Annotated in this window: 21 protein-coding genes; 18 read left to right on the top strand and 3 right to left on the bottom strand. The window is 61.0% G+C overall.

The window, feature by feature from the left end; translation table 11 throughout:
- Position 1 precedes the first annotated feature (1 nt).
- The 6 genes from nirB (at position 2) to L904_RS16995 (ending at position 9,280) form a co-directional block, all read left to right on the top strand.
- Positions 2–2,449 carry a nitrite reductase large subunit NirB gene (gene nirB, locus L904_RS17025; protein WP_035263477.1) on the top strand — a complete coding sequence of 816 codons (2,448 nt, stop codon included), beginning with the start codon at positions 2–4 and terminating at the stop codon, positions 2,447–2,449.
- Between the two features lie 5 nt (positions 2,450–2,454).
- On the top strand, positions 2,455–2,790 hold the full coding sequence (gene nirD, locus L904_RS17020) for a nitrite reductase small subunit NirD (protein ID WP_035263475.1): 336 nt from the start codon (positions 2,455–2,457) through the stop codon (positions 2,788–2,790).
- A gap of 214 nt (positions 2,791–3,004) precedes the next feature.
- Positions 3,005–5,653 (top strand): nitrate reductase, encoded by a 2,649-nt coding sequence (locus L904_RS17010; protein ID WP_035263471.1) that lies wholly within the window; start codon positions 3,005–3,007, stop codon positions 5,651–5,653.
- Positions 5,625–7,082: a siroheme synthase CysG gene (gene cysG, locus L904_RS17005; RefSeq protein ID WP_035263469.1), complete on the top strand. Its 1,458-nt coding sequence runs from the start codon at positions 5,625–5,627 to the stop codon at positions 7,080–7,082. The genes L904_RS17010 and cysG overlap by 29 nt, the downstream gene beginning before the upstream one ends.
- A 322-nt stretch (positions 7,083–7,404) precedes the next feature.
- Positions 7,405–8,472 (top strand): cupin domain-containing protein, encoded by a 1,068-nt coding sequence (locus L904_RS17000; RefSeq protein WP_051671900.1) that lies wholly within the window; start codon positions 7,405–7,407, stop codon positions 8,470–8,472.
- Positions 8,473–8,494: 22 nt separating this feature from the next.
- The gene (locus L904_RS16995; RefSeq protein ID WP_051671899.1) at positions 8,495–9,280 is read left to right on the top strand and encodes a maleylpyruvate isomerase family mycothiol-dependent enzyme; all 786 of its coding nucleotides are present in this window, start codon (positions 8,495–8,497) and stop codon (positions 9,278–9,280) included.
- Between the two features lie 76 nt (positions 9,281–9,356).
- Here the strand turns inward: L904_RS16995 and L904_RS16990 are convergent, their stop codons facing one another.
- Positions 9,357–10,187, bottom strand: coding sequence for an IclR family transcriptional regulator (locus L904_RS16990; RefSeq protein ID WP_035263466.1), 831 nt, complete (start codon positions 10,185–10,187; stop codon positions 9,357–9,359).
- Positions 10,184–10,585 (bottom strand): thioesterase family protein, encoded by a 402-nt coding sequence (locus L904_RS16985; protein WP_035263464.1) that lies wholly within the window; start codon positions 10,583–10,585, stop codon positions 10,184–10,186. Before L904_RS16985 ends, L904_RS16990 begins: the two co-directional genes overlap by 4 nt.
- Positions 10,586–10,667: 82 nt before the next feature.
- Here L904_RS16985 and L904_RS28175 point away from each other — a divergent pair, with 82 nt between their 5' ends.
- The 9 genes from L904_RS28175 to L904_RS16940 all read left to right on the top strand — a co-directional run bounded on the left by L904_RS28175 (position 10,668) and on the right by L904_RS16940 (position 19,591).
- Positions 10,668–11,810: an FAD-dependent monooxygenase gene (locus L904_RS28175; RefSeq protein ID WP_035263492.1), complete on the top strand. Its 1,143-nt coding sequence runs from the start codon at positions 10,668–10,670 to the stop codon at positions 11,808–11,810.
- Positions 11,811–11,821: 11 nt separating this feature from the next.
- Positions 11,822–13,489, top strand: a complete 1,668-nt coding sequence (locus L904_RS28170; protein WP_051671898.1) for a benzoate-CoA ligase family protein — start codon at positions 11,822–11,824, stop codon at positions 13,487–13,489.
- Positions 13,490–13,577: 88 nt separating this feature from the next.
- Positions 13,578–14,306: a fumarylacetoacetate hydrolase family protein gene (locus L904_RS16970; RefSeq protein ID WP_035263462.1), complete on the top strand. Its 729-nt coding sequence runs from the start codon at positions 13,578–13,580 to the stop codon at positions 14,304–14,306.
- Positions 14,303–14,953, top strand: a complete 651-nt coding sequence (gene maiA / locus L904_RS16965) for a maleylacetoacetate isomerase (protein WP_035263460.1) — start codon at positions 14,303–14,305, stop codon at positions 14,951–14,953. The genes L904_RS16970 and maiA overlap by 4 nt, the downstream gene beginning before the upstream one ends.
- 32 nt (positions 14,954–14,985) lie before the next feature.
- Positions 14,986–16,170, top strand: coding sequence for an ABC transporter substrate-binding protein (locus L904_RS16960; protein WP_035263458.1), 1,185 nt, complete (start codon positions 14,986–14,988; stop codon positions 16,168–16,170).
- A gap of 44 nt (positions 16,171–16,214) precedes the next feature.
- The gene (locus L904_RS16955) at positions 16,215–17,129 is read left to right on the top strand and encodes a branched-chain amino acid ABC transporter permease (RefSeq protein WP_035263488.1); all 915 of its coding nucleotides are present in this window, start codon (positions 16,215–16,217) and stop codon (positions 17,127–17,129) included.
- Between the two features lie 4 nt (positions 17,130–17,133).
- Positions 17,134–18,144, top strand: coding sequence for a branched-chain amino acid ABC transporter permease (locus L904_RS16950; RefSeq protein ID WP_059762618.1), 1,011 nt, complete (start codon positions 17,134–17,136; stop codon positions 18,142–18,144).
- On the top strand, positions 18,141–18,890 hold the full coding sequence (locus L904_RS16945; RefSeq protein ID WP_035263454.1) for an ABC transporter ATP-binding protein: 750 nt from the start codon (positions 18,141–18,143) through the stop codon (positions 18,888–18,890). The genes L904_RS16950 and L904_RS16945 overlap by 4 nt, the downstream gene beginning before the upstream one ends.
- Positions 18,890–19,591 (top strand): ABC transporter ATP-binding protein, encoded by a 702-nt coding sequence (locus tag L904_RS16940; RefSeq protein ID WP_035263453.1) that lies wholly within the window; start codon positions 18,890–18,892, stop codon positions 19,589–19,591. Before L904_RS16945 ends, L904_RS16940 begins: the two co-directional genes overlap by 1 nt.
- Positions 19,592–19,639: 48 nt before the next feature.
- Here L904_RS16940 and L904_RS16935 read toward each other — a convergent pair whose 3' ends face one another.
- A complete protein-coding gene (locus L904_RS16935; RefSeq protein ID WP_051671897.1) occupies positions 19,640–20,260 on the bottom strand; it encodes a TetR/AcrR family transcriptional regulator in 621 nt (206 codons plus the stop codon).
- Positions 20,261–20,458: 198 nt separating this feature from the next.
- On the opposite strand from L904_RS16935, the gene L904_RS16930 reads away from it, so the two are divergent.
- The 3 genes from L904_RS16930 to L904_RS16920 all read left to right on the top strand — a co-directional run bounded on the left by L904_RS16930 (position 20,459) and on the right by L904_RS16920 (position 24,306).
- Positions 20,459–21,652, top strand: coding sequence for an ABC transporter substrate-binding protein (locus L904_RS16930; protein ID WP_035263486.1), 1,194 nt, complete (start codon positions 20,459–20,461; stop codon positions 21,650–21,652).
- Positions 21,653–21,804: 152 nt separating this feature from the next.
- Positions 21,805–23,202 carry an aminomethyl transferase family protein gene (locus L904_RS16925; protein WP_233283576.1) on the top strand — a complete coding sequence of 466 codons (1,398 nt, stop codon included), beginning with the start codon at positions 21,805–21,807 and terminating at the stop codon, positions 23,200–23,202.
- Positions 23,203–23,379: 177 nt separating this feature from the next.
- Positions 23,380–24,306: a methylenetetrahydrofolate reductase gene (locus L904_RS16920; RefSeq protein ID WP_245285039.1), complete on the top strand. Its 927-nt coding sequence runs from the start codon at positions 23,380–23,382 to the stop codon at positions 24,304–24,306.
- The last annotated feature ends 76 nt before the right edge of the window (positions 24,307–24,382 follow it).

Raw genomic sequence — 24,382 nt, 5'->3', positions numbered from 1 at the left:
CATGACGCAAAAACTCGTCATCATCGGCAATGGCATGGCGCCGGGGCGCATGCTGGAAAACCTGTTCGAAACCGCTCCCGGCCTTTACGACGTCACCATTTTCAACGCCGAGCCGCGCGTCAATTACGACCGCATCATGCTCTCGCCGGTGCTTTCTGGCGAAAAGAGCTATGAAGACATCGTCATCCACAATGACGAATGGTATGCGGCTAACAATGTCACGCTGCACAAGGGCGCGAAGGTCACCGGCATCGACCGCGACAGAAAGACCGTGACCAGCGAAAACGGCATCACGGTTTCCTACGACAAGCTGGTGATCGCCACCGGTTCGTTGCCCTTTATCATTCCCGTCCCCGGCCATCAATTGCCAGGCGTGCTCGCCTACCGCGATCTCGACGATGTGACGAAGATGCTGGCGATCGCCGAGGGCAAGGGCCGCGCCATCGTCATCGGCGCCGGTCTTCTCGGGCTGGAAGCCGCTTATGGCCTCAAGCGCCAGGGCATGGATGTCACCGTCATCCACCTGATGCCGACGATCATGGAGCGTCAGCTCGATCCGGCAGCGGCCTATCTTCTGGAAAAAGCGCTCAATGAGCGCGGCATCGACATCATCACCAAGGCCAATACCAAATGCATTCTGGGTGAGGAGAAGGTCGAGGGCATCGAGCTGGAAGATGGTCGGGTCATCACGGGCGACATGGTGGTGATGGCGGTCGGCATCCGTCCTGCCTCGGGTCTTGCCAAGGAGGCCGGCATCGCTGTCAATCGTGGCATCGTGGTGGATGACGGCATGATGACGTCGGACGCCTCGATCTACGCGCTTGGCGAATGCGCCGAACATCGCGGCATGTGCTACGGACTGGTCGCGCCGCTTTATGAATCGGCGCGGGTGCTGGCGGACCGGCTGTGCGGCGGTTCGGCCGAATATCACGGCTCCGTCACCAATACCAAGCTGAAGGTCACCGGCATCAACCTGTTTTCCGCCGGCGATTTCGCCGAAGGCGACGACCGCGAGGAAATCGTGCTGCGCGATGCCACCGCCGGCGTCTACAAGCGCCTGATCCTCAAGGAAAACCGCATCATCGGCGCGGTGCTTTACGGCGAGACGGCGGACGGCTCGTGGTTCTTCGATCTGATGAAGAAATCGACCGATATTTCCGCCATGCGCGAAACCCTGATCTTCGGCCAGGCCTATCAGGGAGGGTCGCCGCTGGACCCTATGGCGGCCGTTGCAGCCTTGCCGGATGATGCGGAAATCTGCGGCTGCAACGGCGTCTGCAAGGGCAAGATCACCTCGGCAATCACCTCCAAGGGGCTGACATCGCTGGACGATGTGCGCGCCCACACGAAGGCGTCGGCCTCCTGCGGCAATTGCACCGGCCTTGTCGAGCAGCTGATGACGATAACGCTCGGCGACAGCTATAACCCCGCTGCCGTGCAGCCCATGTGCAAATGCACCGATCTCGGCCACGACGATGTGCGCCGTCTCATCAAGGCGAAGGGGCTGAAGACCATTCCCGCCGTGATGCAGGAACTGGAATGGAAGACCTCCTGCGGCTGCGCCAAGTGCCGGCCGGCCCTCAATTATTACCTCGTCTGCGACTGGCCGGATGAATATGCCGACGATTACCAGTCGCGTTTCATCAATGAGCGCGTCCACGCCAATATCCAGAAGGACGGCACCTATTCCGTCGTGCCGCGCATGTGGGGCGGCGTTACCTCTTCCTCCGAACTGAGGGCTATTGCGGATGTGGTCGACAAATTCGAAATCCCGATGGTGAAGGTGACAGGCGGCCAGCGCATCGACCTTCTCGGCATCGAGAAGGAGGATCTGCCGGCGGTCTGGGCCGATCTGGGCAAGGCCGGTTTCATTTCCGGCCAGGCCTACGCCAAAGGTTTGCGCACGGTCAAAACCTGCGTCGGCCAGCAATGGTGCCGCTTCGGCACGCAGGATTCCACCGGACTTGGCATCCGCATCGAAAAATTCATGTGGGGCTCATGGACACCGGCCAAGCTCAAGCTCGCCGTCTCGGGCTGTCCGCGCAACTGCGCGGAGGCCACCTGCAAGGATATCGGCGTCATCTGCGTCGATTCCGGTTTCGAGATCCATTTTGCCGGTGCCGCCGGTCTCGATATCAAGGGCACGGAAGTTCTGGGTCTCGTCAAAGCCGAGGATGAGGCGCTGGAACATATCGTGGCGCTGACGCAGATGTATCGCGAACAGGCGCGCTATCTCGAGCGTATCTACAAATGGGCAAAGCGCATCGGTTACGACGAAATCCGCCGCCAGATCATGGACGATGCGGAAAAGCGCAAGGCCTATTTCGACCGCTTCGTCTTCAGCCAGAAATTCGCGCAGGTCGATCCCTGGTCGGAACGCGTATCCGGCCACGACAAGCACGAATTCAGGCCCATGGCGGCAATCGGTTTCAGTGAGGCGGCGGAGTGAGAACGATGGACAGCAACTGGATCGATATTGGCGATATCTCCGACATTCCCCTGCGCGGCGCGCGTTGCGTAAAAACGCCGATGGGCAAGATCGCCGTGTTCCGCACGGCGGAAAATCAGGTCTTCGCGATTGAGGACCATTGCCCGCACAAGGGCGGACCGCTGAGCCAGGGCATCGTGCATGGGGCTTCGGTGACGTGTCCGCTGCATAATTGGGTCATTTCGCTGGAAACCGGCAAGGCGCTGGGGGCGGATGAGGGCGAGGTGCGGACTATTCCGGTGCGCAATCTGGATGGGAGGCTTTCGATAGCGCTCAAAACCTTGATGATTGCGGCGGAGTGAATTGCGATGGCGGTGGCGTTACCCCCCTCTGTCCTGCCGGACATCTCCCCCTCAAGGGGGGAGATCACTCGCGGCGCGAATTTCTATTCACGGCTTGCGTCGCCGGTCGCAGAGATGAAGCGGCAAGCCTTCCGCTTGTCGATCTCCCTCCTTGAGGGGGAGATGTCCGGCAGGACAGAGGGGGGTAAACGCCACGCACCGAGAGGGCAAACCCATGCCCACTGAAACAAAAACCACCTGTCCCTATTGCGGCGTCGGCTGCGGCGTCATCGCCACCGTCAACGACGATGGCGCGGTGTCCGTCAGGGGTGATCAAGATCACCCCGCCAATTTTGGCCGGCTGTGTTCCAAAGGTTCGGCTCTGGCCGAAACCATCGATCTCGACGGTCGCCTGCTCCACCCCGAAATCGCCGGCAGGCGGGCGGCATGGGACGAAGCACTCGATCTCGTCGCTTCCCGGTTCTCTCAAGCCATCGCCGAACACGGCCCGGATTCGGTCGCCTTTTACGTCTCCGGCCAATTGCTGACCGAGGATTATTACCTCGCCAACAAGCTGATGAAGGGTTTCATCGGCTCGGCCAATATCGATACCAATTCAAGGCTCTGCATGTCGTCTTCCGTCGCCGGCCATCGCCGCGCCTTCGGGGCCGATACGGTGCCGGGCACCTATGAGGATATGGAGCTTGCCGATCTGGTGATCCTCACGGGTTCCAATCTCGCCTGGTGCCATCCGGTACTTTATCAGCGCCTTGCCGCCGCAAAGGCGGCGCGGCCGGCTATGAAAGTTGTTGTCATCGATCCGCGCCGGACGATGAGCGCCGATATTGCCGATATGCACCTCGCCATCCGCCCGGATGGAGATGTGGCGCTGTTTACCGGTCTGCTGGCGCATCTTTCCGATAGTCCTGCAATCGATCGCAGTTATGTGGAAAGTCACACGGTTGGTTTTGATGCTGCGATGCAGGCAGCAAGCGCGCATAGCCTGCCGGAGATCACCGAGGCCACCGGCCTGACAGTCGCCGAACTGATTTCCTTTTACGAATTGTTCGAACGCACCGAAAAAACCGTCACCTGTTACAGTCAGGGCGTCAACCAGTCGCAAAGCGGCACGGACAAGGTCAACGCGATCATCAACTGCCACCTCGCCACGGGTCGCATCGGCAGACCGGGCATGGGGCCGTTTTCGCTAACTGGCCAGCCGAACGCCATGGGCGGGCGCGAGGTCGGCGGGCTGGCCAATATGCTGGCCGCCCATATGGCTATCGAAAATGCCGAGGATCGCGACCGCGTGCGGCGTTTCTGGGCCGCGCCCGCCATTGCGGAAAAACCCGGCCTGAAGGCGGTGGACATGTTCAGGGCGGTGGCTGACGGCCGCATCAAGGCGCTGTGGATCATGGCGACCAATCCGGTGGTTTCCATGCCGGATGCCGGCGCCGTCGAGGCGGCCATCAAGGCCTGTCCTTTCGTCGTGGTGTCCGATGTCATGGCGAGTACCGATACGGCCCGCCATGCCCATGTGCTTCTGCCATCGCTTGGCTGGGGTGAAAAGGACGGCACCGTCACCAATTCCGAGCGGCGCATTTCCCGTCAGCGCGGTTTTCTCGATGCGCCCGGCGAAGCGAAAGCGGACTGGTGGCAAATGGCGGAAGTGGGCCGGCGCATGGGTTTCGGCACGGCCTTCGCCTATGGCCAGCCATCGGAGATTTTTGCCGAACATGCCGCTCTTTCCGGTTTCGAGAATGTGGGCAGTCGCGATTTCGATATCAGCGGTGTCGAACGGAATTCCTATGATGCGATGACGCCCTTTCAATGGCCGAAGGCTGGGTCGGGCGATGCTGTCGTTACCCGCTTTTTCGCGGATGGCCGGTTTTACCATGCCGATGGCAAGGCGCGGTTCATCGCCACCGCCCTGCCGGAGACCGGCAGGACATCGGCGGATTATCCGCTGACACTGAATACCGGCCGTATCCGCGATCAATGGCACACCATGACCCGCACCGGCAAAAGTGCGCGCCTTACTGCCCATATCGCCGAACCCTTCGCCGAGCTTCACCCGCGCGATGCGCAGGCGCTGGGAATAGAAAGCGCCGATCTGGTGGAGCTGGAAAGTCCCCATGGCAAGGTTCTGCTGCGGGCGCTGGTGAGCGAAAGGCAGGCGCGCGGCTCGGTGTTTGCGCCGATGCACTGGAACGACCAGTTCGCCTCGCAGGCGCGCATCGATGTCGTGGTTGCCCCGGTGACGGACCCGCATTCCGGTCAGCCCGCTTCGAAAAATGTGGCGGTAAGGGCAAGGCGGTTCGAAGCGAAGGCCTATGGTTTCGCCATCTCCCGCATCCGGCCGGATGCGCCGGACTGTGCTTACTGGGCCACGGCCAAAGCGGATGGCGGCTATCGTATGGAGCTTGCCTTTGCCGAGGAGCCGCAGGACTGGACACTCTGGGCGCGGCAGGTCTTCGGCATCGAGGCCAGGGTTGAGCCGCTGGGTTACAGCGACCGGCAGACGGGTGACCTGCGCCTCGCCTTCTTCGACGGCGATATCCTGCTGGCGGCGCTGTTCATCGCCAGGCAGCCGGTTGCCGTTGCCCGCAACTGGGCGATCTCGCAATTGACCGAACGTCATGAGGATCTGCGCATGCGTTTTGCGCTGGTTGCCGGTCGCCCCGGCGCCGGCCGCGCCGATCCGGGCGCCACCGTCTGCTCCTGCTTTAACGTCGGGGTGAACCAGATCACAGCCGCCATCCGCGAAGGCTGCCACAGCGTCGAAGCCATCGGCAAGGCGTTGAATGCCGGAACCAATTGCGGCTCCTGCCGCGCTGAAATCAGGGGGATCATCGATGGATGCCTTAAAACCGCAGCGGAATGAACCGGCCCGCATGGAAAGATTAGCCAAGTTGCCGGTCTTCTGGGGGCTTGAGGGCAAGCGCGTGGTGCTGGCGGGCGGATCGGATGGAGCCGCCTGGAAAGCGGAACTGCTGCTCGCCTGCGGGGCGGAATTGCATCTTTATTGCGAGGCAAGCGAGCTTTCGGAAAGCTTTGCAGCGCTTGTCGCAAAAAGCCCGATGCTGAGATGGCATGACCGTCCGTGGGGTCCGGATATCTTCGAGGGCGCGGAACTGGCGCTGGCGGATTGCGAGAGCGATGCGGAAGCCGAGAGCTTCTACGATGCCGCAAGGGCGGCCGGCGTTCCCGTCAATGTCATCGACAAGCCGGAATTCTGCCAGTTCCAGTTCGGCTCCATCGTCAATCGCTCGCCGGTGGTGGTGTCGATCTCCACCGATGGCGCAGCACCCATTCTGGCGCAGGCCATCCGCCGGCGCATCGAAACCTTGTTGCCGCTTTCGCTGAAGGACTGGGGCGCGCTTGCCCAGACAATCCGAGAGCGCGTCAATTTGCGGCTCGCTCCCGGTGCGTCGCGGCGTTCTTTCTGGGAAAAATTCGTCGATCGGGCTTTTACCGAAAGGCTGGGTGAGGGCAGCGAGGAACGGCTGCTTGCGGATATCGGAATGCAGGCTGCGCGGGCAGGATCGGGGCGCGGCCTTGTAACGCTTGTGGGTGCCGGACCGGGCGATGCCGAACTGCTGACGCTGAAAGCGGTGCGCGCTTTGCAGGCGGCCGATGTCATCCTGTTCGATGATCTCGTTTCAGCCGAGGTGCTGGAACTGGCGCGGCGGGAGGCGAAGCGCATGCTGGTCGGCAAGCGCGGCGGCCGGGAAAGCTGCAGGCAGGAAGACATCAATGACATGATGATCCGTCTCGCCAAGGCCGGCAAACGGGTGGTGCGGTTGAAATCCGGCGATCCGATGATTTTCGGGCGCGCCGGCGAGGAGATCGCCGCGCTGGAGGCTGAAAATATCCCGGTCGAGATCGTGCCCGGCATTACCGCCGCAAGCGCCATGGCCTCGCGCCTGGGTGTTTCCCTGACCCATCGCGACCATGCCCAGTCGGTACGCTTCATCACCGGCCATTCCAGGCAGGGAAAGCTGCCGGAGAATATCGACTGGCAATCCCTGTCGAACCCCTCCGTGACCACCGTTTTTTATATGGGCGGGCGAACCGCAGCCAGCATAGAGGCTTGCCTGCTCGCTCACGGCATGCCCGCTTCAACGCCCGTTGCGGTCATGATTTCCGTCAGCCGTGCGAATGAGCAGCGTTGGTGCGGCCCCCTGATGGAACTCGGTGCCGCCGTTGAGAGACTGGGCGTGAACGAACCTGTGCTGATCGGTATCGGCGATGTGTTCAGCGCCGCATCCTCGAAAGCTCTTGAATGGCAGCCTGCACGAACCGCAATCTAAGACAGGCAGGGCGCAAAACCCCGTTCTAGCCTACGGGCATCGTGGCACGATGCCGTAAAAGCTCGTCCGCCTCTTCGCGCGGTCCGGGCAAAGCCATCCAAATCACAGATCGATATCGCGGTCCTCCATGGTTCTGGCCATGGAGGTTTTCGTGCAATGCTTTTTGATGTTGCATTCAGTGCAATATATTTTACTGTACGTAATAAGAAGTGGATAGGGCGATGGCTATACTGGGATGAGGCGATGCTCCCGACCTGAAGCGCCGCCGCAGAAGACGACAGGGAGGAACGAAACCGTGCAGAGCGAGACGAAAAGCAACATGATGGTGCCGGACGACACGCCGGAACTTCGCCAGCTTTATGCGGATTTCGAAGCGGAACATCTAAAACCGCTCTGGACTCAGATAGACGACCTGATGCCGGTGGTGCCCAATCCCAAGGCCGTGGCGCATGTCTGGAAGTGGTCCAGGCTCTATCCGCTTGCGAAACGGTCGGGCGATCTCGTTCCGGTCGGGCGTGGCGGGGAGCGGCGGGCGATCGGGCTTGCCAATCCGGGTCTTGGCGGCAGGGCCTATATCAGTCCCACGCTCTGGGCCGCGATCCAGTATCTCGGCCCGCGTGAGACGGCGCCCGAACATCGCCACGCACAGAATGCCTTCCGCTTCGTCGTCGAAGGCGAAGGGGTCTGGACCGTGGTGAATGGCGACCCGGTGCGGATGAGCCGGGGTGATTTTCTGCTGACGCCGGGCTGGCATTTTCATGGCCATCACAACGATACCGACCACCCCATGGCCTGGATCGACGGGCTCGACATCCCCTTTTCCTACCAGAACGATGTCGGCTTTTTCGAATTCGGGTCGGACCGCGTCACCGACTATGCGACGCCGAAATTTTCGCGCGGCGAAAGGCTCTGGTGTCACCCGGGCCTGCGGCCGCTTTCCGGCCTTGCGGCAACCGTATCCTCGCCGATCGGCGCCTATCGCTGGGAACATACCGACCGCGCCCTGACAGAGCAGCTTCTGCTGGAGGAGGAGGGGCAGCCGGCCACCATGGGGCCGGGGCACGCGGCGGTGCGCTACATCAACCCCACCACCGGCGGTGACGTCATGCCAACCATCCGGGCGGAATTTCATCGCCTGCGGGAAGGTGCCGTCACGCCCGGCCGGCGCGAGGTGGGCTCATCGGTTTTTCAGGTATTCGATGGCAGGGGCTCCGTCGTGCTCAACGGCAAGGAACACAGGCTCGAAAAGGGCGATATGTTCGTCGTGCCGTCCTGGGTGCAATGGTCACTGCGGGCGGAAAGCCAGTTCGATCTTTTCCGTTTTTCGGACGCGCCGATCATGGAGCGGCTTCATTTCGCCCGCACCCATGTGGAAGAGCGGGACCGGTGACGCGACCGGGAGGGGATGGACGATGTCTTCTGATCTCACCGATGCCCGTTTGGAATTGCGCCAACGTCTGGGGGCTGGCGCCCGTTACGATTCGTCTGCGGCGCCGGCCGCCGAATTGCGATATGCACGGCTGGGGACCGCTTATTTCGCGAGAAAACTGAACGAACTCTCCGATGGCGAACTCGCTCTTCCTTCGCTCGTTCCCGGCTGGACCAGGCGACACGTGATCGCCCATGTCGGTTTTCAGGCACGGGCGCTTGCCCGATTGGTCGAGGCGGCGCGCCTTGGGCGGCGAGGGGAAATGCTGGAAGAGCCGGAAGCGCAGAACGAGGATATCGCCTTCGGCGCAAGCCTGCCGGCCCATGCGCTGCGCTATCTTTTCAAACATTCGCAGGTGCATCTGGATGTCGAGTGGCGCGATCTCGATGAGGTGGGGTGGCGGGCGCAGGTGGAGCCGCTGAATGGCGGTCTTGTCGAGATCGCTCAGACACCCTGGCTGCGGACTAGGGAAATATGGCTCCGCGCCGTCGATCTCGACAATGGGGCCTCCCTGCTGGATGTTCCGTCCGAAGTGGTGGATCGCCTTCTTCGAGAGGCGGCGCAGGCGCTGGACATGCGCGGCCAGCCGTTCTCATTGATGCTGAAGCCGACGGACGGGGTGGGGTCCACCATCATCGGCTCCGGCAAAAACACGGTCAGCGGGCCAGCCGCCGACCTGCTTCGCTGGCTGACGGGACGCGGCCCGCGCCGCAGCCTCGTTTTCGACCGCGAAATTGCAGATCCGCCCTTCTGGCCGGAGAAGCCTTAATACATGTCGCCCGAAAGCGTGCAGCGGTTTCGGGATAACGACATGCATAAAACAAAGAGATTAAACGCGACGCGCTTTAGGCCTTCGATGAAGGCCATTGCCGCCGGCTGGAGATGGCTGTTGTAAAATCAAGCAGCTGGCGCACGGCCGGATTATCCGCCGACAGGATCTGCTCGGAGTTGCTGATCAGGGTAACGGCGGCTTCCGCCTCGCCCTGCCAGTTGATGACGGGCGCCGCCACCGCCCGAAGGCCGGGGACGTAGCGGCCGTCGACGCTGGCAAAACCATCGGCGCGAATTGTCTCCGCCAGCCGGTCGATGCTTGCGCCGCTAAGATCGAGGTCGGGCCAGGAGAGACCCGCATCCATCGCGCGTTCGACCTCGAGATAAAGCCGGGCGGCGGTGACATGGCGCGGTAGAAAGGCGAGAAAGACCCGGCCGCTCGATGAGGTGAGAAGCGGCAGGCTGCTGCCGAGGCCGAAGGATGTCACCATCGGGCTCGGCGCCCGGCACCAGCGGATCACGGTCGCGCCCTGGCTGCCCCATACGGTAAGCAGCACCGTCAGGCCCGTCTGTTCCACGAGGTCCGGCAGCGCATCGGCGGCCTGATTGACAAAATCGCTGCGGCCGAGCGCGGCAATGCCGAGAGAAGCCGCAAACGGCCCCAGCTCGTAACGGCCGGATCGCTGGGTCTGCCGGACAAAACCGGCATGGATGAAACTGGCGAGATAACGATGCACCTTGCTGGACGGCATGGATACCGCCCGGGCGATGTCGATCAATGCGGCAGGCCCTTCGAAATCGGCAAGCGCATGCAGCACGGTCAGCGCCGCATCGAGAGCCTGAATGCCGCCGCGGGCATTGCCGTTGCCCGAAGCCTCGTTGTCGACATCGTCCTCTCCGTTCATTGCAGTCGCCTCCTGAATTCCTCGGATATGGGCGCGCCCTTGAGACCATTATCCGTCATGGTCGCCCATGCCCGAACCTCATAACCCTCCGCGATGATCTTTTCACCGGAAAAAATGCGGTAGGCGATGCGGAACCTGCGTTCCTGCCATTCCACGATGGTGGCCTCGATGCGAAGTGTATCGTCATAGCGGGCCGGCGCCTTGAACTGCAGGCCGACATCCACCAGCGGCGTCACCGCACCGAATTCCGCCCTGTTCTGCCGTTGCCCCAGATTTTGCGAACGCAGCAGCCTTTGGAAGGTGCAATCCAGCCAATAGAAATAGTTCGGATAAAAAACGATGCCCGCCTCGTCGCAATCCCCCCATTCCACCGTGATTTCCGTTTCGAAGGTTTTCATTCGTTGCACTCCATAAAACCTATTGCACTATACGTAATATCCGCTAGATTGATGAAAAGCAATTGCGTGAGGGAGGATGCGCATGAAGCGGGTGGCTGTTATCGGCGGCGGGCCAGGAGGGCTTTATTTCGCCGGTCTGTGGAAAAGGCGGCATCCGGCCGACGTCGTGAAGGTGTTCGAGCACAATCCGGAAGGTGCGACTTTCGGATTCGGTGTCGTGTTTTCGGCAAAGGCCATGGATTTCCTGCGTACCGACGATCCGGAAACGGCGGACCTTGTCACGGCCCGCATGGAGACCTGGTCGGATATCACCCTCGTCCATCGTGGTGAGAGTGTCGCGCTGGATGGCGTAGGGTTTTCGGCCATTGGCCGCCTCGACCTTATCCTGCTGCTGACGGAAAGGGCGCGCGCTGCAGGTGTGGAGCTTTCGTTTTCAACGACAGTGCAGTCGGTGTCGGAACTCGATGGTTACGACCTTGTCGTTGCCGCCGATGGCGTCAATTCGCTGGTGCGCCGCGCCTTTGAAGGCGATTTCCAGACGTCGCTTACCTATCTCGATGAGAAATTCGTCTGGTTCGGCACCACCAAGCGCTTCGAAACGCTGACACAGACTTTTGTCGAGACAGAATTCGGCGCTTTCAATGCCCACCACTATCGTTATTCACCGACCATGAGCACTTTCATCGTCGAGTGCGATCGTGAAAGTTGGCTGAAAGCCGGCTTCGATCGGCTCGGCCCCGAAGACAGCAAGGCGCGCTGCGAGGCGATTTTCGCCGAAACGCTCGATGGCCACGGGCTAGTCGCCAACAAGTCCACCTGGCGCAATTTCCCGTGGATATGGAACGGGCGCTGGTCGCATCGCAACATGGTGTTGATCGGCGACGCCTTGCACACCGCGCATTACTCCATCGGATCCGGTACCCGGCTGGCGCTCGAGGATGTTCTGGCGCTGGTAAAGGCGCTCGAGGCGCATTCTGGCGATGTGCGCGATGCCCTTGAGCACTATCAGGCCGAGAGGCAGCCGGTGGTGGAAAAGCTGGTGCGGGCCGCGCGTGAAAGCGCCGGCTGGTATGCGGATGTTCCAAAACATATGCGCCTTTCGCCGGTCGATTTCGCCCATAGCTACATCACCCGTTCCGGCCGCATCGACGATGAGCGGCTGCGGTCGATGTCCCCGCGTTTCATGCAGCGCTACGACGCCTCGCGTCCGCGCCCGGCCGCCTGAAGGAGGAAGATATGACCGTTCAGGCCAAGCTTTACGAAACCCTGCCGCAGCCGCCAGAAGACGGGGTGCCGCGCAATGCCGCCGGCAGTCTCGAAATCGGCTTTTCCGTGCCGGAAATCTACAATGCCAGCGCTATCCTTTTCGATAATCTGGAAAGGGGCCGAGGTGACCATCCGGCCGTGATTGGCCCAGCCGGAACCCGCAGCTATGCCGAACTCTGCGCCGACGCCTGCCGTTTCGGCAATGCCTTGATTGAAGCCGGTCTTGGCCATGGCGAAAGGGTGCTGCTGTTTCTCGATGACACGCCCGCCTGTCCGGCGGCTTTGTTCGGTGCGCTTCGGGCCGGCCTCGTGCCGCTGCTCATCAACACGCTGACGCCGCCCGACCTCTTGAATTTCTATCTGCAGGATTCCTCTGCACGTATCGCCATCGTCGATGCCGCTTTCGCTTCCCGTTTCGACACTGTCGCCTGCACCGATACGCTGCTGGAAAAGGTGGTCGTCACGAACGGTCCGGTTCCGGCCGCTTGCCCGGTGCCGGCGGTCGAAGCGAAGACATTCCTCGCCGATGCCGGCACGGAGCTTGAAGCGGCGCCGACGCGGCGTGACGATATGGCCTTCTGGCAATATTCCTCCGGTTCCACCGGGCGTCCGAAGGGCATCGTCCATCTACAGCACGACATGGCTTTCACGGCGCAATCCTTCGGGCATCATGTGCTCGATATCTCGCCCGACGATATCTGCTTTTCGGTTCCGAAGATTTTCTTCGCTTATGGTCTCGGCAATTCGCTGACCTTTCCCTTTTCGGTCGGGGCGACCAGCGTTCTCGTTCCGGGGCAACCGAAGGCCGATGTGGTCTTCGATGCGATCCGACGTTATCGGCCGACGCATTTCTTCGGGCTGCCGACGCTATATACGTCGCTCATCAATGCGCCGGAGGCGGCCGGAGCCGATCTTTCCAGCCTGAAACTCTGCCTTTCGGCGGCGGAAGTGCTGGCCAATGAGGTGGCGGAAGCCTGGCGGGCACTGTCGGGTCACGACATTGTCGAAGGTCTCGGTTCCACCGAGGTGCTGCATATCTATCTTTCGAACACGAAAGAGGCGCGGCGGCCGGGCGCTGCCGGGCTGCGTGTGCCGGGTTACGAGATTTCGCTGCGCGATCCCGATGGCAATGGGGTGCCGGATGGCGAAAGCGGTGTCCTATGGGTGCGCGGCGATTCCAACGCGCCGTTTTACTGGAACCGACCCGACAAAACCGCTGAAACCATGCGCGGCGATGGCTGGATCTACACCTCCGACCGCATGAAACGCGATGCGGACGGGTTCTATTATTTCCTCGGCCGCGCCGATGAGTTCGTCAAGGTTTCGGGCCAGTGGGTCTATCCGCTGGAAGTGGAGCTTTGCCTCGCTGACCACCCGATGGTGCGCGAATGCGCGGTGCTGGCGGTGGAAATGGCCGACCGGCGGATGACGCTTCAGGCTTTTGTCGTTCTAGAACAGCCGGATGCGGATGAGGCGAGCGCCGCCGAGACGCTCAAGCAACACGTCAAGAAGACGCTGCTGCCCTACAAATATCCCCGCAGCGTCATTTTCTTCCAGGAATTGCCGAAGACGGGAACCGGCAAGATCGATCGGCAGACCTTGCGGAAAATCGATCTGAGCGCTGAGCGCGTCCATTGAGGACACGCTGGCCCCGACAGGACCACGAGATGGTCTGACGCCGCTTTTACGGCTTTCAGACCCGGATAAAGGACAGATTGGAAAACCCATGAGCGATTTCGAATTCGATCCCCCGGCACCGGCATCCATTGCCATCCATGACAGCGAGAGCCGTTTCCCGGTGCGGCGCATATTCTGCGTCGGCCGAAACTACGCCGCCCATGCCCGTGAGATGGGCAAGGACCCGGATCGCGAACCGCCGTTCTTTTTCACCAAGCCGGCGGACGCGGTGGTGGATACTGGCAGCACGATACCCTATCCGCCCGAGACCGAGGATTTTCACTACGAGATCGAGCTTGTCGTGGCGATCGGTCAGGATTGCGTGGATGTGCCGCAGGAAGCGGCCCTCGATATGGTCTGGGGTTATGGCGTGGGCATCGACCTTACCCGCCGCGATCTGCAACTGGCGGCGCGCGACAAGGGACGGCCCTGGGATTGGGGCAAGGCCTTCGATCTCTCCGCACCCATCGCGCCCCTCCGCCGCGCCGCGCAAGTGGGGCATCCGTCGCAGGGGCGGATCTGGCTTGCGGTCAACGGTGCGAGCCGGCAGGAAGCCGATATTGCCGAGCTGATCTGGGATGTGCCGGAAATCGTTTCCATCCTGTCGCGCTCCATGTCGCTGAAGCGCGGCGATATCATCATGACGGGAACGCCTGCGGGTGTCGGCGCGATTGTGCCGGGAGACAGGGTGACCGGCGGTATCGACGGGCTGGGCGAGATCGCCATCGAGATCGTGGAGCCCGCATCCGCCGCCCGGCGCGCGGGGAAAGCCGCATGAACCGGCCGATCCTGCATAATTATTTCAGAAGCTCTACCTCCTATCGCGTCAGGATCGCGCTGACGCTCAAGGGTGTGGACTATGATTACGAAGCGTTCCACCTGCGCAAGGGCGAGCAGCGGTCCGACCGTTTTCTCAGGCTCAATCCGCAGGGCCTCGTGCCGGCGCTCACCTGGACCGATGGCGAAACCTATACGCAGTCGCTCGCGATCATCGAATTTCTGGAGGAGAAAATTCCGGAGCCGGCTTTGCTGCCGAGGGATGCCGAAGGGCGTCAGCGTGTGCGCAGCCTTGCGCAGATGATCGCCCTCGACATTCATCCGATCAATAATCTCAGGGTGCTGGCCTATCTCAAGGAGCATTTCGGCGCTGACGAAAAAGCGCAGGCCGCGTGGTTCCGGCATTGGGTGGCCGAGACCTTCGCGGCGCTGGAGCGCCGGCTTGCGACAGAGCCGGAAACCGGCCGGTTCTGCCACGGCGACAGCGTGACGCTGGCGGATATCTGCCTTGCGGCGCAGCTCGTCAACAACAGGCGTTTCGATGTGGATATGGAGGCCTATCCGCATATCGGCAGGATTGGGCAGGCGCTTTCGGAACTGGAGGCGTTCCGCAAGGCGGCGCCGGCCAATCAGCCGGATAACGAATAACGAAACAGATGTTTTCAGGGAGGGAGAACACAATGAAACGTATCGCAGCAGCGGCCCTGTCCGCCTTGCTCATGAGCGGAACGGCGGGCGCACAGGAGCCGATCAAGATCGGCTTCATCACCACGCTGACCACGCCCGCCGCATCCATCGGCAACGATATGGTCGATGCCGTCAAGCTCGCGGTCGAACATTCCGGCGGCAAGATCGCCGGCCATCCGATCGAGGTCGTTTTCGAAGATGACGGGCTGAAGCCGGAACTCGGCCGCCAGAAGGCGGAGAAGCTGGTGCGCCAGGACGGCGTCGATATCGTCGCGGGTTTCATCTGGTCCAACGTGCTGATGGCGGCGCGCAAATCGGTGCTCGATTCCGGCAAGTTTCTGATCAGCACCAATGCCGGGCCTTCCGAGCTTGCCGGCAAGCTTTGCAGCCCCAATTTCTTTTCGCTGCGCGGCCAGAACGACATGGTGCCGATTGCGCTCGGCAAGGTCATGAACGAGCGCGGCGTGAAGAAGCTCTACGTGATGGCGCCCAACTATACCGCCGGCAAGGACATGGCCGCCGGGGTGGAAAGCAGCTTTGGCGGGGAAGTGGCTGGTCGCGACTTCACCAAATGGGGCGATGATCCGCAGCTCGATTTTTCGGCGGAATTCGCAAAGGTGGCGGCATCGGGCGCGGACGCGCTTTTCGCCTTCTATCCCGGCCGCGCCGCGATTTTCGCGCGCCAGTTCGAACAATCGGGGCTGAGCAAGAAGGTCAAGCTTTACAGCGTCTATACCATGGACCAGATCGCGCTGCCGAAGCTTCAGGAAGCGAAGATCGATGCGGTTCTGGGGTCAAGCTCGGCGGATTACTGGTCGCCGGATCTTGCAACGCCCGCCAACCAGCGCTTCGTTGCCGATTTCAAGGCGAAATATAACCGCGTGCCTTCGAATTACGCGGCGGCCGCCTATGATCTTATCCCCTATGTCAAAGCGGCGGTGGAGCAGGCGGGCGGCGATATCTCCGCGACCGATGCGGTGCGTGCGGCGCTCGCCAAGGCTGACTACGACTCCGTGCGTGGCCGCTACAAGCTTGCCCGCAATCATTTCCCCATCGATCGCTATCTCAGCCTTGAAGTGGCACCGGATGCGAACGGTGTCTGGAGCCTCAGGTCGGACGGTCTCGAAATGAAAGACCTGACCGATCCCTATGTGGAAGCCTGCCGCAACGAGGGGTGAGAAAACATCGTTCGGCGGTACGGCTCTGGGAGGAGAAAATGGATATTATCCTGTTTGCCAATCAACTTCTGAACGGGGTTCAGCTCGGGCTGATCCTGTTTCTGCTGGCCGCCGGCCTGTCACTGGTCTTCGGCATCATGGACTTCATCAATCTGGCGCATGGCGTTTTTTACATGATCGGCGCTTATATCTGTGCCACCGTCGCCATTGCGCTCGATTCCTTTGTGCTTGGCATGCTCATCGCCCTGCCGGCGACGCTGGCGGCCGGTTTTATTGCCGAATGGCTGATTGCCCGGCATTTCTACAAGCGCGATCATCTCGACCAGGTTCTGGCGACATTCGGCCTTGTGCTCTGCGCGGATACGGCGGTGAAATATCTCTGGGGGCCGGAAGGACTGTCGGTTCCCCTGCCGGCCTGGCTCAGCGGGCAGATCGCGCTTGGCGGCGTCACCCTGCCGTCCTACCGCCTCTTTATCGTTGTCGTCGCGGCTCTCGTGGCGATTGCGCTCTGGCAGGTCATCACCCGCACACGGGTCGGAATGATGGTGCGGGCCTCCGCCTCCAATGAGGAAATGGCACGGGCGCTCGGCATAGAAACGCGCATGGTCTTCGCATTGGTGTTCGCCATCGGTGCGGTTCTGGCCGGCATCGGCGGTATCATGGTGGCCCCCATCACCGGTGCTTCTATCGGCATGGGCAACCAGATCGTCATATTGGCGCTGGTGGTGATCATCATCGGCGGCATCGGTTCGATCATCGGCGCCTTTATCGCCTCTCTGGGCGTCGGGCTGATTGATACGCTCGGGCGGGCCTATCTGCCGTCGCTGCTGAATGCGGTGTTTCCGCCGGAAGTCGCCTCTTCGGCGGGGCCGTCGCTCGCCTCCATCCTGATCTATCTCACCATGACTCTGGTGTTGATATTCCGGCCCGAGGGCCTCTTCCCGCCAGCAAGCAGGTGATGTGATGACAGAAACCACTTCGGTAATCGCTCAATCGGTGCAGCCGGCTTCAAAGCGGGAGACCGCATCGGGCAGAACGGTGGATCGCGATCTGCTGACGGCGATTGCCGTCCTTCTCCTGCTGGCGGTGGCGCCATCAGTGCTTTCGGCGCTCGGCCACGATTTCTGGGTGGAAGTCCTGCTGCGGGCGATGATCCTCGGCATTGCCGCCGTCAGCCTCAATTTCATCATCGGCCTCGGCGGGCTGGTCAGTCTCGGTCACGCGGCCTTTCTCGGCATCGGCGCTTACTCCGTCGGCATCCTCGCCGATTTCGACATTGACAACGGTGTCATCCAGTTGCTGGTCACGGTAGGCGTCAGCGGGCTCTTCGCCTGTCTGACCGGCCTCGTCGCGCTTAGAACGCGCGGTGTTCATTTCATCATGATCACGCTCGCCTTCGCGCAGATGGTCTATTTCACCATGATCGGCCTCAGGCAGTTCGGCGGCGATGACGGGCTGACGATCAATTATCCGAGCAGCTTCGGCACGGTGGTCGATCTCGGTGACAGGTCCGTCCTTTATTACGTCGTGCTGGCGGTGCTGGCGCTTGTGATGCTGGGTTTCGCCCGTATCCGGCAATCCGATTTCGGCCTGCTCCTGAAGGCGGCGAAGGGCAATGAACGGCGGGTGAGGGCGGTCGGGTTCGATCCCTATCGTTATCGCCTCGCCGCTTATATCGCCGCTGGCGTGATCTGCGGCCTTGCCGGCTTCCTCGATGCGAATTTCACGAGTTTCGTGACACCGGAATCGATGAGCTGGACAAGTTCCGCCGAGCTTATCTTCATGGTCATCGTCGGCGGCGTGTCCACGGTGGCCGGTCCCGTCGTCGGGGCGCTGGTCTTTCTCCTGATCGAGGAATTTCTCGGCGGATTGACGGTCTACTGGCACTTCTGGTTCGGTCTGTTCCTGATCGCCGTCGTGCTTTTCGCCAAGGGTGGCCTCGTCGGTCTCATCTGTTCGGGGAGGCGCGCATGAACGCGGTGCTTGAGGTTCGCAATCTGCAAAAATTTTTCGGCGGCCTGCACGCCACCCGCAATCTCTCCATGTCACTCGCCAAGGGCGAGCTTCATGCGGTGATCGGCCCCAACGGGGCGGGCAAGACGACGCTGATCAGCCAGCTTTTCGGAGAAATCCTGCCGACGTCCGGCGCCGTGCTCATCAACGGCGTCGATGTCACCAACCGCCCCTCGCATGAGCGGGCGAGGCTCGGCATGGCGCGGTCGTTCCAGATCACGACACTGGTGCGGGATTTGAGCGTGGGGGAAAACCTCATCCTGGCGCTTCTGGCAAGCGATGGCCATGCATTCCGCTTCTGGCGGCGGGTCGACCGCAATGCGGATTTGCAGGCGCGTGCGGCGCAGATGCTCGCGCTCATCGGCCTGAATGGCATGGATATGTCGCGAAAAGTGGCCGATCTCAGCCATGGCGAGCAGCGCATGCTGGAGCTTGCCATCGCGCTTGCCGGCAATCCGGCCCTTGTTCTGCTCGACGAACCGATGGCCGGGCTTGGCTCGGAGGAAAGCCGGGCGATGACGCGGTTCCTTGCCGGTCTCAAAGGCCTCATCACCATACTTCTGGTCGAGCATGACATGGAGGCCGTGTTCGAACTGGCCGACCGGGTGACCGTGCTTGTGCGCGGCGAGATCGTCGCCGTTGGCACGCCCGAAGACATCCGCAACGATACGCGGGTCCGGGAAGCCTATCTCGGGGAGGATGCCTGATGCTGAAAGTCCGCAATTTGAAGAGCGGTTACGACCGCAGCCAGATTCTGTTCGACATGTCCTTCGAGGTCGATGCCGGCGAGGTGGTCTGCCTCATGGGCCGCAACGGCATGGGCAAGACGACCACCGTGCGGGCGCTGATGGGGCTGCTGCCGGCATGGGACGGCGTGATTGAGTTCGAGGGCAAACGGCTCGATGGCCTTTCGACCGCCCGCGTCGCCCGGACGGGGTTGGGCCTGGTGCCGGAGGGGCGGCAGGTTTTTCCAAATCTCACCGTGCATGAAAATCTGAAGGTGGCGGCCGCCAACCGCCGGGCGGAGCCGCAATGCTGGACGGTGGAGCGCATATATGAGCTTTTTCCGGGGCTTTCCGAGCGAAACGGTTCCTATGCCAATCTTCTCTCCGGAGGAGAGCAGCAGATGCTGGCAATCGGCCGGGCGCTGATGACCAACCCACGGCTGCTTATTCTCGATGAGGCGACGGAGGGACTGGCACCCGTCGTGCGCGACCAGATATGGCACTGCATCGCCCGCCTGCGGGAGTTGGGACAATCTATCGTCGTCATCGACAAACACATCAAGCGGCTGCTCGGCGTCGCCGACAGGTTTTATGTGGTTGAGAAGGGACGCGTGGTCTGGACGGGCGCACCGGAGAAGCTGCGTGCCGAGGAAGAAACGGTCAAGCAATATCTGAGCGTCTGATCCGTTTCGGCATTCGCTTCCGGCCATCTCAATGCGAATGGTCCATAATTATCCCTTGAGCGCCGCCGCGGTTTTGCGTCGCGCGGCGCGGTCTGCGCACCAGGCATCCAGCAATGGCGCATAGGCCGCATCGCCGCTTTTCCAGATTTTATTGACGGCCATTCCCCGGATGAGATTGAGCGTCAAAGCGAGTTCCTCTTCCGCTTCGGACGGTGTGTAACCGGTCGCCACGAATGTCTCGATCCATGTCGCCTTCATGGCGCCATGGAAATTTTCGAGAACCGGGCGCAGGCGTTCCATCAACACCTCGTCGGTCCGCGCGGCGATGACGACCTCGAGCGCGGCGATGAACGGCCAGTCGAAATAGATCGACAGGCAATCCTTCACATATTCCCGGAGAGGTTCCGGCGAGTTGCGCGCAGAAAGCGCCCGCTGGCGGCCGAGCTGTGCGGCAAGCTCGTAAGTATGACCGGTCGCGGCCACGACCAGATCGATCTTGGCGGGATAATGATGCACCCGCGCACCGCTCGAGACGCCAGCCCGCTCATCGACCAGCGCCGTCGTCAGCCGTGCATTGCCCTGTTCGAAGAGCAGGTCGATCGTCGCCTGCAGGATTTTCTCCTTCGTTTCGGCGCTTCGTTCAGCCTGTGTGCGTCGCTTTTTCTGCATTGCCTGATGCCACTATCCTGTTGTGCCCCTGCAGGGCTCTTGCTTTCGCCATCTTCGCACTCTGCTCCGTCGCAAATTCCGGAGCTATTCCCGTATTCAATAGACGAAACTTTCCATAGCAGAGAATCTTTTTATTGAAAACATACCGATTAAGCGGTATGTAAATGAAGCCGGAGAGGAGCCGGCATGGAGGGGAAAATGACAATCAAATATCTCGCGGCCGTTGCCGCCCTATTCAGCCTCACAGAGCCATTATCCGCGGAGCAGCCGATCAGGATCGGCCTCGTTACCACGCTGACGACGCCGGCTGCCGTCATCGGGCGGGATGTCGAAGATGCGATCCGGCTGTCGGTCGATCATGCGGGCGGCAAGATCGCCGGCAGGCCCATCGCACTCGTGGTCGAGGACGATACCCTGAAGCCCGATGTCGGCCGCCAGAAGACCGAGAAGCTCGTGCGCCAGGACAAGGTCGATTTCATCACCGGCTATATCTGGTCGAATGTTCTGCTTGCCTCGCGCAAAAGCGCGCTCGATTCCGGCACGATCGTCATCAGCACGAATGCGGCGCCGTCCGACATGGCCGGAAAGCTGTGCAATCCGAATTTTTACAGCATGCGCGGGCAGGGCGACGTGATGTCCATGGCGCTCGGTGAAGAACTCAACAAGCGTGGCGTAAAGGCGATCTATACCATGGCGCCGAATTACGCCGCCGGGCAGGATGTCGTCAAAGGTCTGCTAAATACGTTCAAGGGCAAGGTCGTCGGCCAGGATTTCACCAAATGGGGTGACGATCCGCAGCTCGATTTCTCCGCCGAGTTCAGCAAGGTGGCCGCGAGCGGCGCGGAAGCGCTCTTTGCTTTCTATCCCGGTCGTTCTGCCGCTTTCATGACCCAGTTCGAGCAATCCGGCCTCAAGGGCAAGGTAAAGCTCTATACCGTCTATACGCTCGACCAGATCGCCCTGCCGGCGCTTCAGAAAGGCAATGCGACGGGTGCGCTCGGCTCCGTGTTAACGGATTATTGGTATCCCGATCTCGATACGCCCGAAAACCGGCGTTTCGTCGCCGACTTCCGGCAGAAATACGGGCGGGATCCCTCGAATTATGCCGCCGCCGCCTATGACGCCATCCAGCTTATCAAATCCGCCGTGGAAACCGCCAAGGGAGACCTTGAGAACAAGGCCGCCCTTCGCACCGCGCTGGAGGCGGCGGATTTCAAGTCCGTTCGCGGCAAGCTGACTTTTGGCAGGAACCATATGCCGCTCGATAATTATTACGCCCTTGAGGTGGAAGCGGGGCCGGAAGGCAAATGGCGCATGGGTGCGCCGCGGATCGCAATGGAGCGGGGCGAGGACCCTTACGTCTCCGCCTGCGACATGCCCGCCGTGAAGTAATCGCCGGCATTCCAGTATGACTGAAACCGCCCCGGCCGTGGAACCGGTCCGGGTCGGAGCGGCGCAGCCTACGCAATTTTCCCGCCTGCGTAAGAACCGTCTGCACTTGCGTGGCAACCCTATCAAGCATCATGAACAGGAAGGCTGATACCATGAAAAATCTGCAAGAACTGATCGATTCCAAACAGAACCTGGTCGACTATTTCTACAACGATACGATTTCCCAGTATCACAAATCGCGGACCAGCCTTTTTGCGACGCTGATCGCGCCGGAATATAGCAACTGGCGCGAAGAGCAGAGGGCCTGGCGTGAAAGCGCCGTTCTCTTCAACCAATCGCATCATATGCCGGTTCTTTATGTGAAAGGTCCGGACGCGCAAAAGCTTCTGAGCGACCTTTCCCCCTGCTCGTTCGCCAATCTCTCCACCGGTCGCGCCAAGCAATATATCGCCTGCACGCCGCGCGGCCATCATATCGGCGATTGCATCCTGAACTATTACGGCGAGGATGAGGGTTTCGAACTCATCAGCGGCATGCCGGTTCTGAACTGGGTTCGCTATAATGGCGAGACCGGCGGTTATAATGTCGAATTCCGTTTCGATCCGACCACACCCTACAGCCCGGACGGCAAACGCACGAAATATCGTTTCCAGATCGAAGGGCCGAACGCCCGCGATATTCTTGAAGAAATCTGCGAAGGCGGTTGGCCGGAAATCAAGTTCTTCCATACGGCCTATGTCACCATTGCCGGATGCAGGGTGCATGTGCTGCGCCATGGCATGGCGGGCCATGCCGGCGCGGAAATATCCGGCGCTTTTGCGGAGATGGATATCGTCCGCGACGCTATCCTCAAGGCGGGCGAAAAATACGGCCTGCTTCAAGCCGGCACCCGAACCTATTACAGCACGCCGCTCGAGGATGGCTGGATACCCTATCCGCTGCCCGGCATCTATTCTGGCGAGGAACTGCGTTCCTACCGCGAATGGCTTCCGGCCGACAGCTGGGAAGCGAATATGCAGCTCGGCGGCAGCCTCTACACCAGCAATATCGAGGATTATTACTGGACGCCCTGGGCGCTCGGTTATGAGCGGCTGGTGAAATTCGACCACGATTTTATCGGCCGGGAGGCGCTGGAAGCGCAGCTCAAGCAGCCGCGCCGGGTCAAGCGCGCGCTGCAATGGAACAAGGAAGATGTTCTCAAGATATTCGCCTCTCAGCTGGGGGATGGCCCGATCTACAAGGCGATCGATATGCCGACCGCCTATTTCGGCTGGCCGCAGGCCGATGAAGTCCGTGCGAAAGATGGCAGGCTGATCGGCATGTCGCAATATTGCGGTTACAACATCAATGAGCGCGACATGATCTCGCTTTGCGGCATAGACGAGGCCTATGCGGATGTCGGCACCGAGGTCGTGCTGACATGGGGCGAGGTGAACGGCGGTTCGCGCAAGCCGCATGTCGAACGCCACGCGCAAACGACGATCAGGGCGAGGGTTTCGTCCATTCCATACTCCAAGGCGGCGCAGGAAAAGCTGCGTGCGGTGATCTAGCCCCGGGCAGTTCCGCCCGCGCCTGTGTGGACCTTGAAATCGTGACCTCTTTCGTTGCGGCGTGCCCGATGAAAGAGGTCGCTGGGTATCAAAATATTTCAATAATTCATGGAGTTCGGTATGTGCTGGCAGGTCCGGCAAGCCTGCCGCATTCTCTTCAGACCTACCGGAGGACACATGGTGGCACTACTGGACCTGTTGAAAGGCAGACGCGGGGAGAAATCTTCCGATACGGCCCATCTGAAGGATATCGTTTCCGGATATTCCATTGAAGTGATGCCGAGAACGGCGGCAAAGATCGATGATTTCAAGGCTTTGCTGCCGGCCGGTACGCGGGTTTACATCGCCCATATAGAGGGAACGCCGATCGATGACATGGTGGCGACGGCAAGGCGTCTTCGCGAGGACGGCTTTCCGGTCATGCCGCATTTTCCATCCCGCCTGATTGCGGATGTGGCGACGCTGGAAGAATGGATCACGCGCTATAAAAATGAGGCCGGTGTGGAGGAGGCCCTGCTTCTCGGCGGCGGTGTTACCACGCCGGCGGGAGATTTCGACAGCTCCATCCAGCTTCTCGAGACCGGCCTGTTCGACCGTCACGGTTTCAGGCGGCTGCATGTCGCCGGGCATCCGGAGGGCAATGGAGCGATTGACAGGGACGGTTCCACCCGCATCGTCGATAAAGCCTTGGCCCTCAAACAGCGCTATTGCGAGCGCACGGATGCGGACATGGCCATCGTGACACAATTCGCCTTCGCCGCCCGCCCCGTGGTCGCCTGGGCGGAGCGCATAGCCGCAGCCGGTATTGGCTTGCCGATCCATGTCGGCATTGCCGGCCCGACCAAATTGCAGACGTTGATCAGATTTGCGATTGCCTGCGGCGTTGGCCCATCGCTTGCCGTGCTGCAAAGGCGCGCACTCGACCTCAGCCAGCTTCTGAAGCCTTACGAACCGGCGGAAGTCCTGACGGATATAGCAGATTATAAGGCGGCCCATCCACAAAGCCGCATTGCGCAGATACACGTCTTTCCGCTCGGCGGTATCGCTGCCGGTGCCGACTGGATGAACGGCCAGTTGAGCGAGGAGGCGCGTGTCGCGACCTGATCTGCAGAGATTCCTCACACAATCCAATGAACCTGCTTCACAACGGAAAAACGAATGACATCCTATGTTCTGACCG

Source organism: Agrobacterium sp. LY4 (assembly GCF_001526585.1).
GTDB lineage: Bacteria > Pseudomonadota > Alphaproteobacteria > Rhizobiales > Rhizobiaceae > Agrobacterium > Agrobacterium leguminum.
The sequence above is the reverse complement of the archived record's forward strand: the minus strand, read 5'-3'. Positions and strand labels throughout refer to the sequence as shown.

Excerpts from the sequence above, each read along its gene's own strand:
- L904_RS16995 (WP_051671899.1), top strand. The coding sequence starts at position 8,495 with ATGTCTTCTGATCTCACCGATGCCCGTTTGGAATTGCGCCAACGTCTG.
- L904_RS16940 (WP_035263453.1), top strand. The coding sequence starts at position 18,890 with ATGCTGAAAGTCCGCAATTTGAAGAGCGGTTACGACCGCAGCCAGATT.
- L904_RS17010 (WP_035263471.1), top strand. The coding sequence starts at position 3,005 with ATGCCCACTGAAACAAAAACCACCTGTCCCTATTGCGGCGTCGGCTGC.
- L904_RS16970 (WP_035263462.1), top strand. The coding sequence starts at position 13,578 with ATGAGCGATTTCGAATTCGATCCCCCGGCACCGGCATCCATTGCCATC.
- cysG (WP_035263469.1), top strand. The coding sequence starts at position 5,625 with ATGGATGCCTTAAAACCGCAGCGGAATGAACCGGCCCGCATGGAAAGA.
- L904_RS16945 (WP_035263454.1), top strand. The coding sequence starts at position 18,141 with ATGAACGCGGTGCTTGAGGTTCGCAATCTGCAAAAATTTTTCGGCGGC.
- L904_RS16920 (WP_245285039.1), top strand. The coding sequence starts at position 23,380 with ATGGTGGCACTACTGGACCTGTTGAAAGGCAGACGCGGGGAGAAATCT.
- nirB (WP_035263477.1), top strand. The coding sequence starts at position 2 with ATGACGCAAAAACTCGTCATCATCGGCAATGGCATGGCGCCGGGGCGC.
- L904_RS28170 (WP_051671898.1), top strand. The coding sequence starts at position 11,822 with ATGACCGTTCAGGCCAAGCTTTACGAAACCCTGCCGCAGCCGCCAGAA.
- L904_RS16935 (WP_051671897.1), bottom strand. The coding sequence starts at position 20,260 with ATGCAGAAAAAGCGACGCACACAGGCTGAACGAAGCGCCGAAACGAAG.
- L904_RS16985 (WP_035263464.1), bottom strand. The coding sequence starts at position 10,585 with ATGAAAACCTTCGAAACGGAAATCACGGTGGAATGGGGGGATTGCGAC.
- L904_RS16930 (WP_035263486.1), top strand. The coding sequence starts at position 20,459 with ATGACAATCAAATATCTCGCGGCCGTTGCCGCCCTATTCAGCCTCACA.
- maiA (WP_035263460.1), top strand. The coding sequence starts at position 14,303 with ATGAACCGGCCGATCCTGCATAATTATTTCAGAAGCTCTACCTCCTAT.
- L904_RS16990 (WP_035263466.1), bottom strand. The coding sequence starts at position 10,187 with ATGAACGGAGAGGACGATGTCGACAACGAGGCTTCGGGCAACGGCAAT.
- nirD (WP_035263475.1), top strand. The coding sequence starts at position 2,455 with ATGGACAGCAACTGGATCGATATTGGCGATATCTCCGACATTCCCCTG.
- L904_RS16950 (WP_059762618.1), top strand. The coding sequence starts at position 17,134 with ATGACAGAAACCACTTCGGTAATCGCTCAATCGGTGCAGCCGGCTTCA.
- L904_RS16925 (WP_233283576.1), top strand. The coding sequence starts at position 21,805 with ATGAAAAATCTGCAAGAACTGATCGATTCCAAACAGAACCTGGTCGAC.
- L904_RS17000 (WP_051671900.1), top strand. The coding sequence starts at position 7,405 with ATGGTGCCGGACGACACGCCGGAACTTCGCCAGCTTTATGCGGATTTC.
- L904_RS16960 (WP_035263458.1), top strand. The coding sequence starts at position 14,986 with ATGAAACGTATCGCAGCAGCGGCCCTGTCCGCCTTGCTCATGAGCGGA.
- L904_RS28175 (WP_035263492.1), top strand. The coding sequence starts at position 10,668 with ATGAAGCGGGTGGCTGTTATCGGCGGCGGGCCAGGAGGGCTTTATTTC.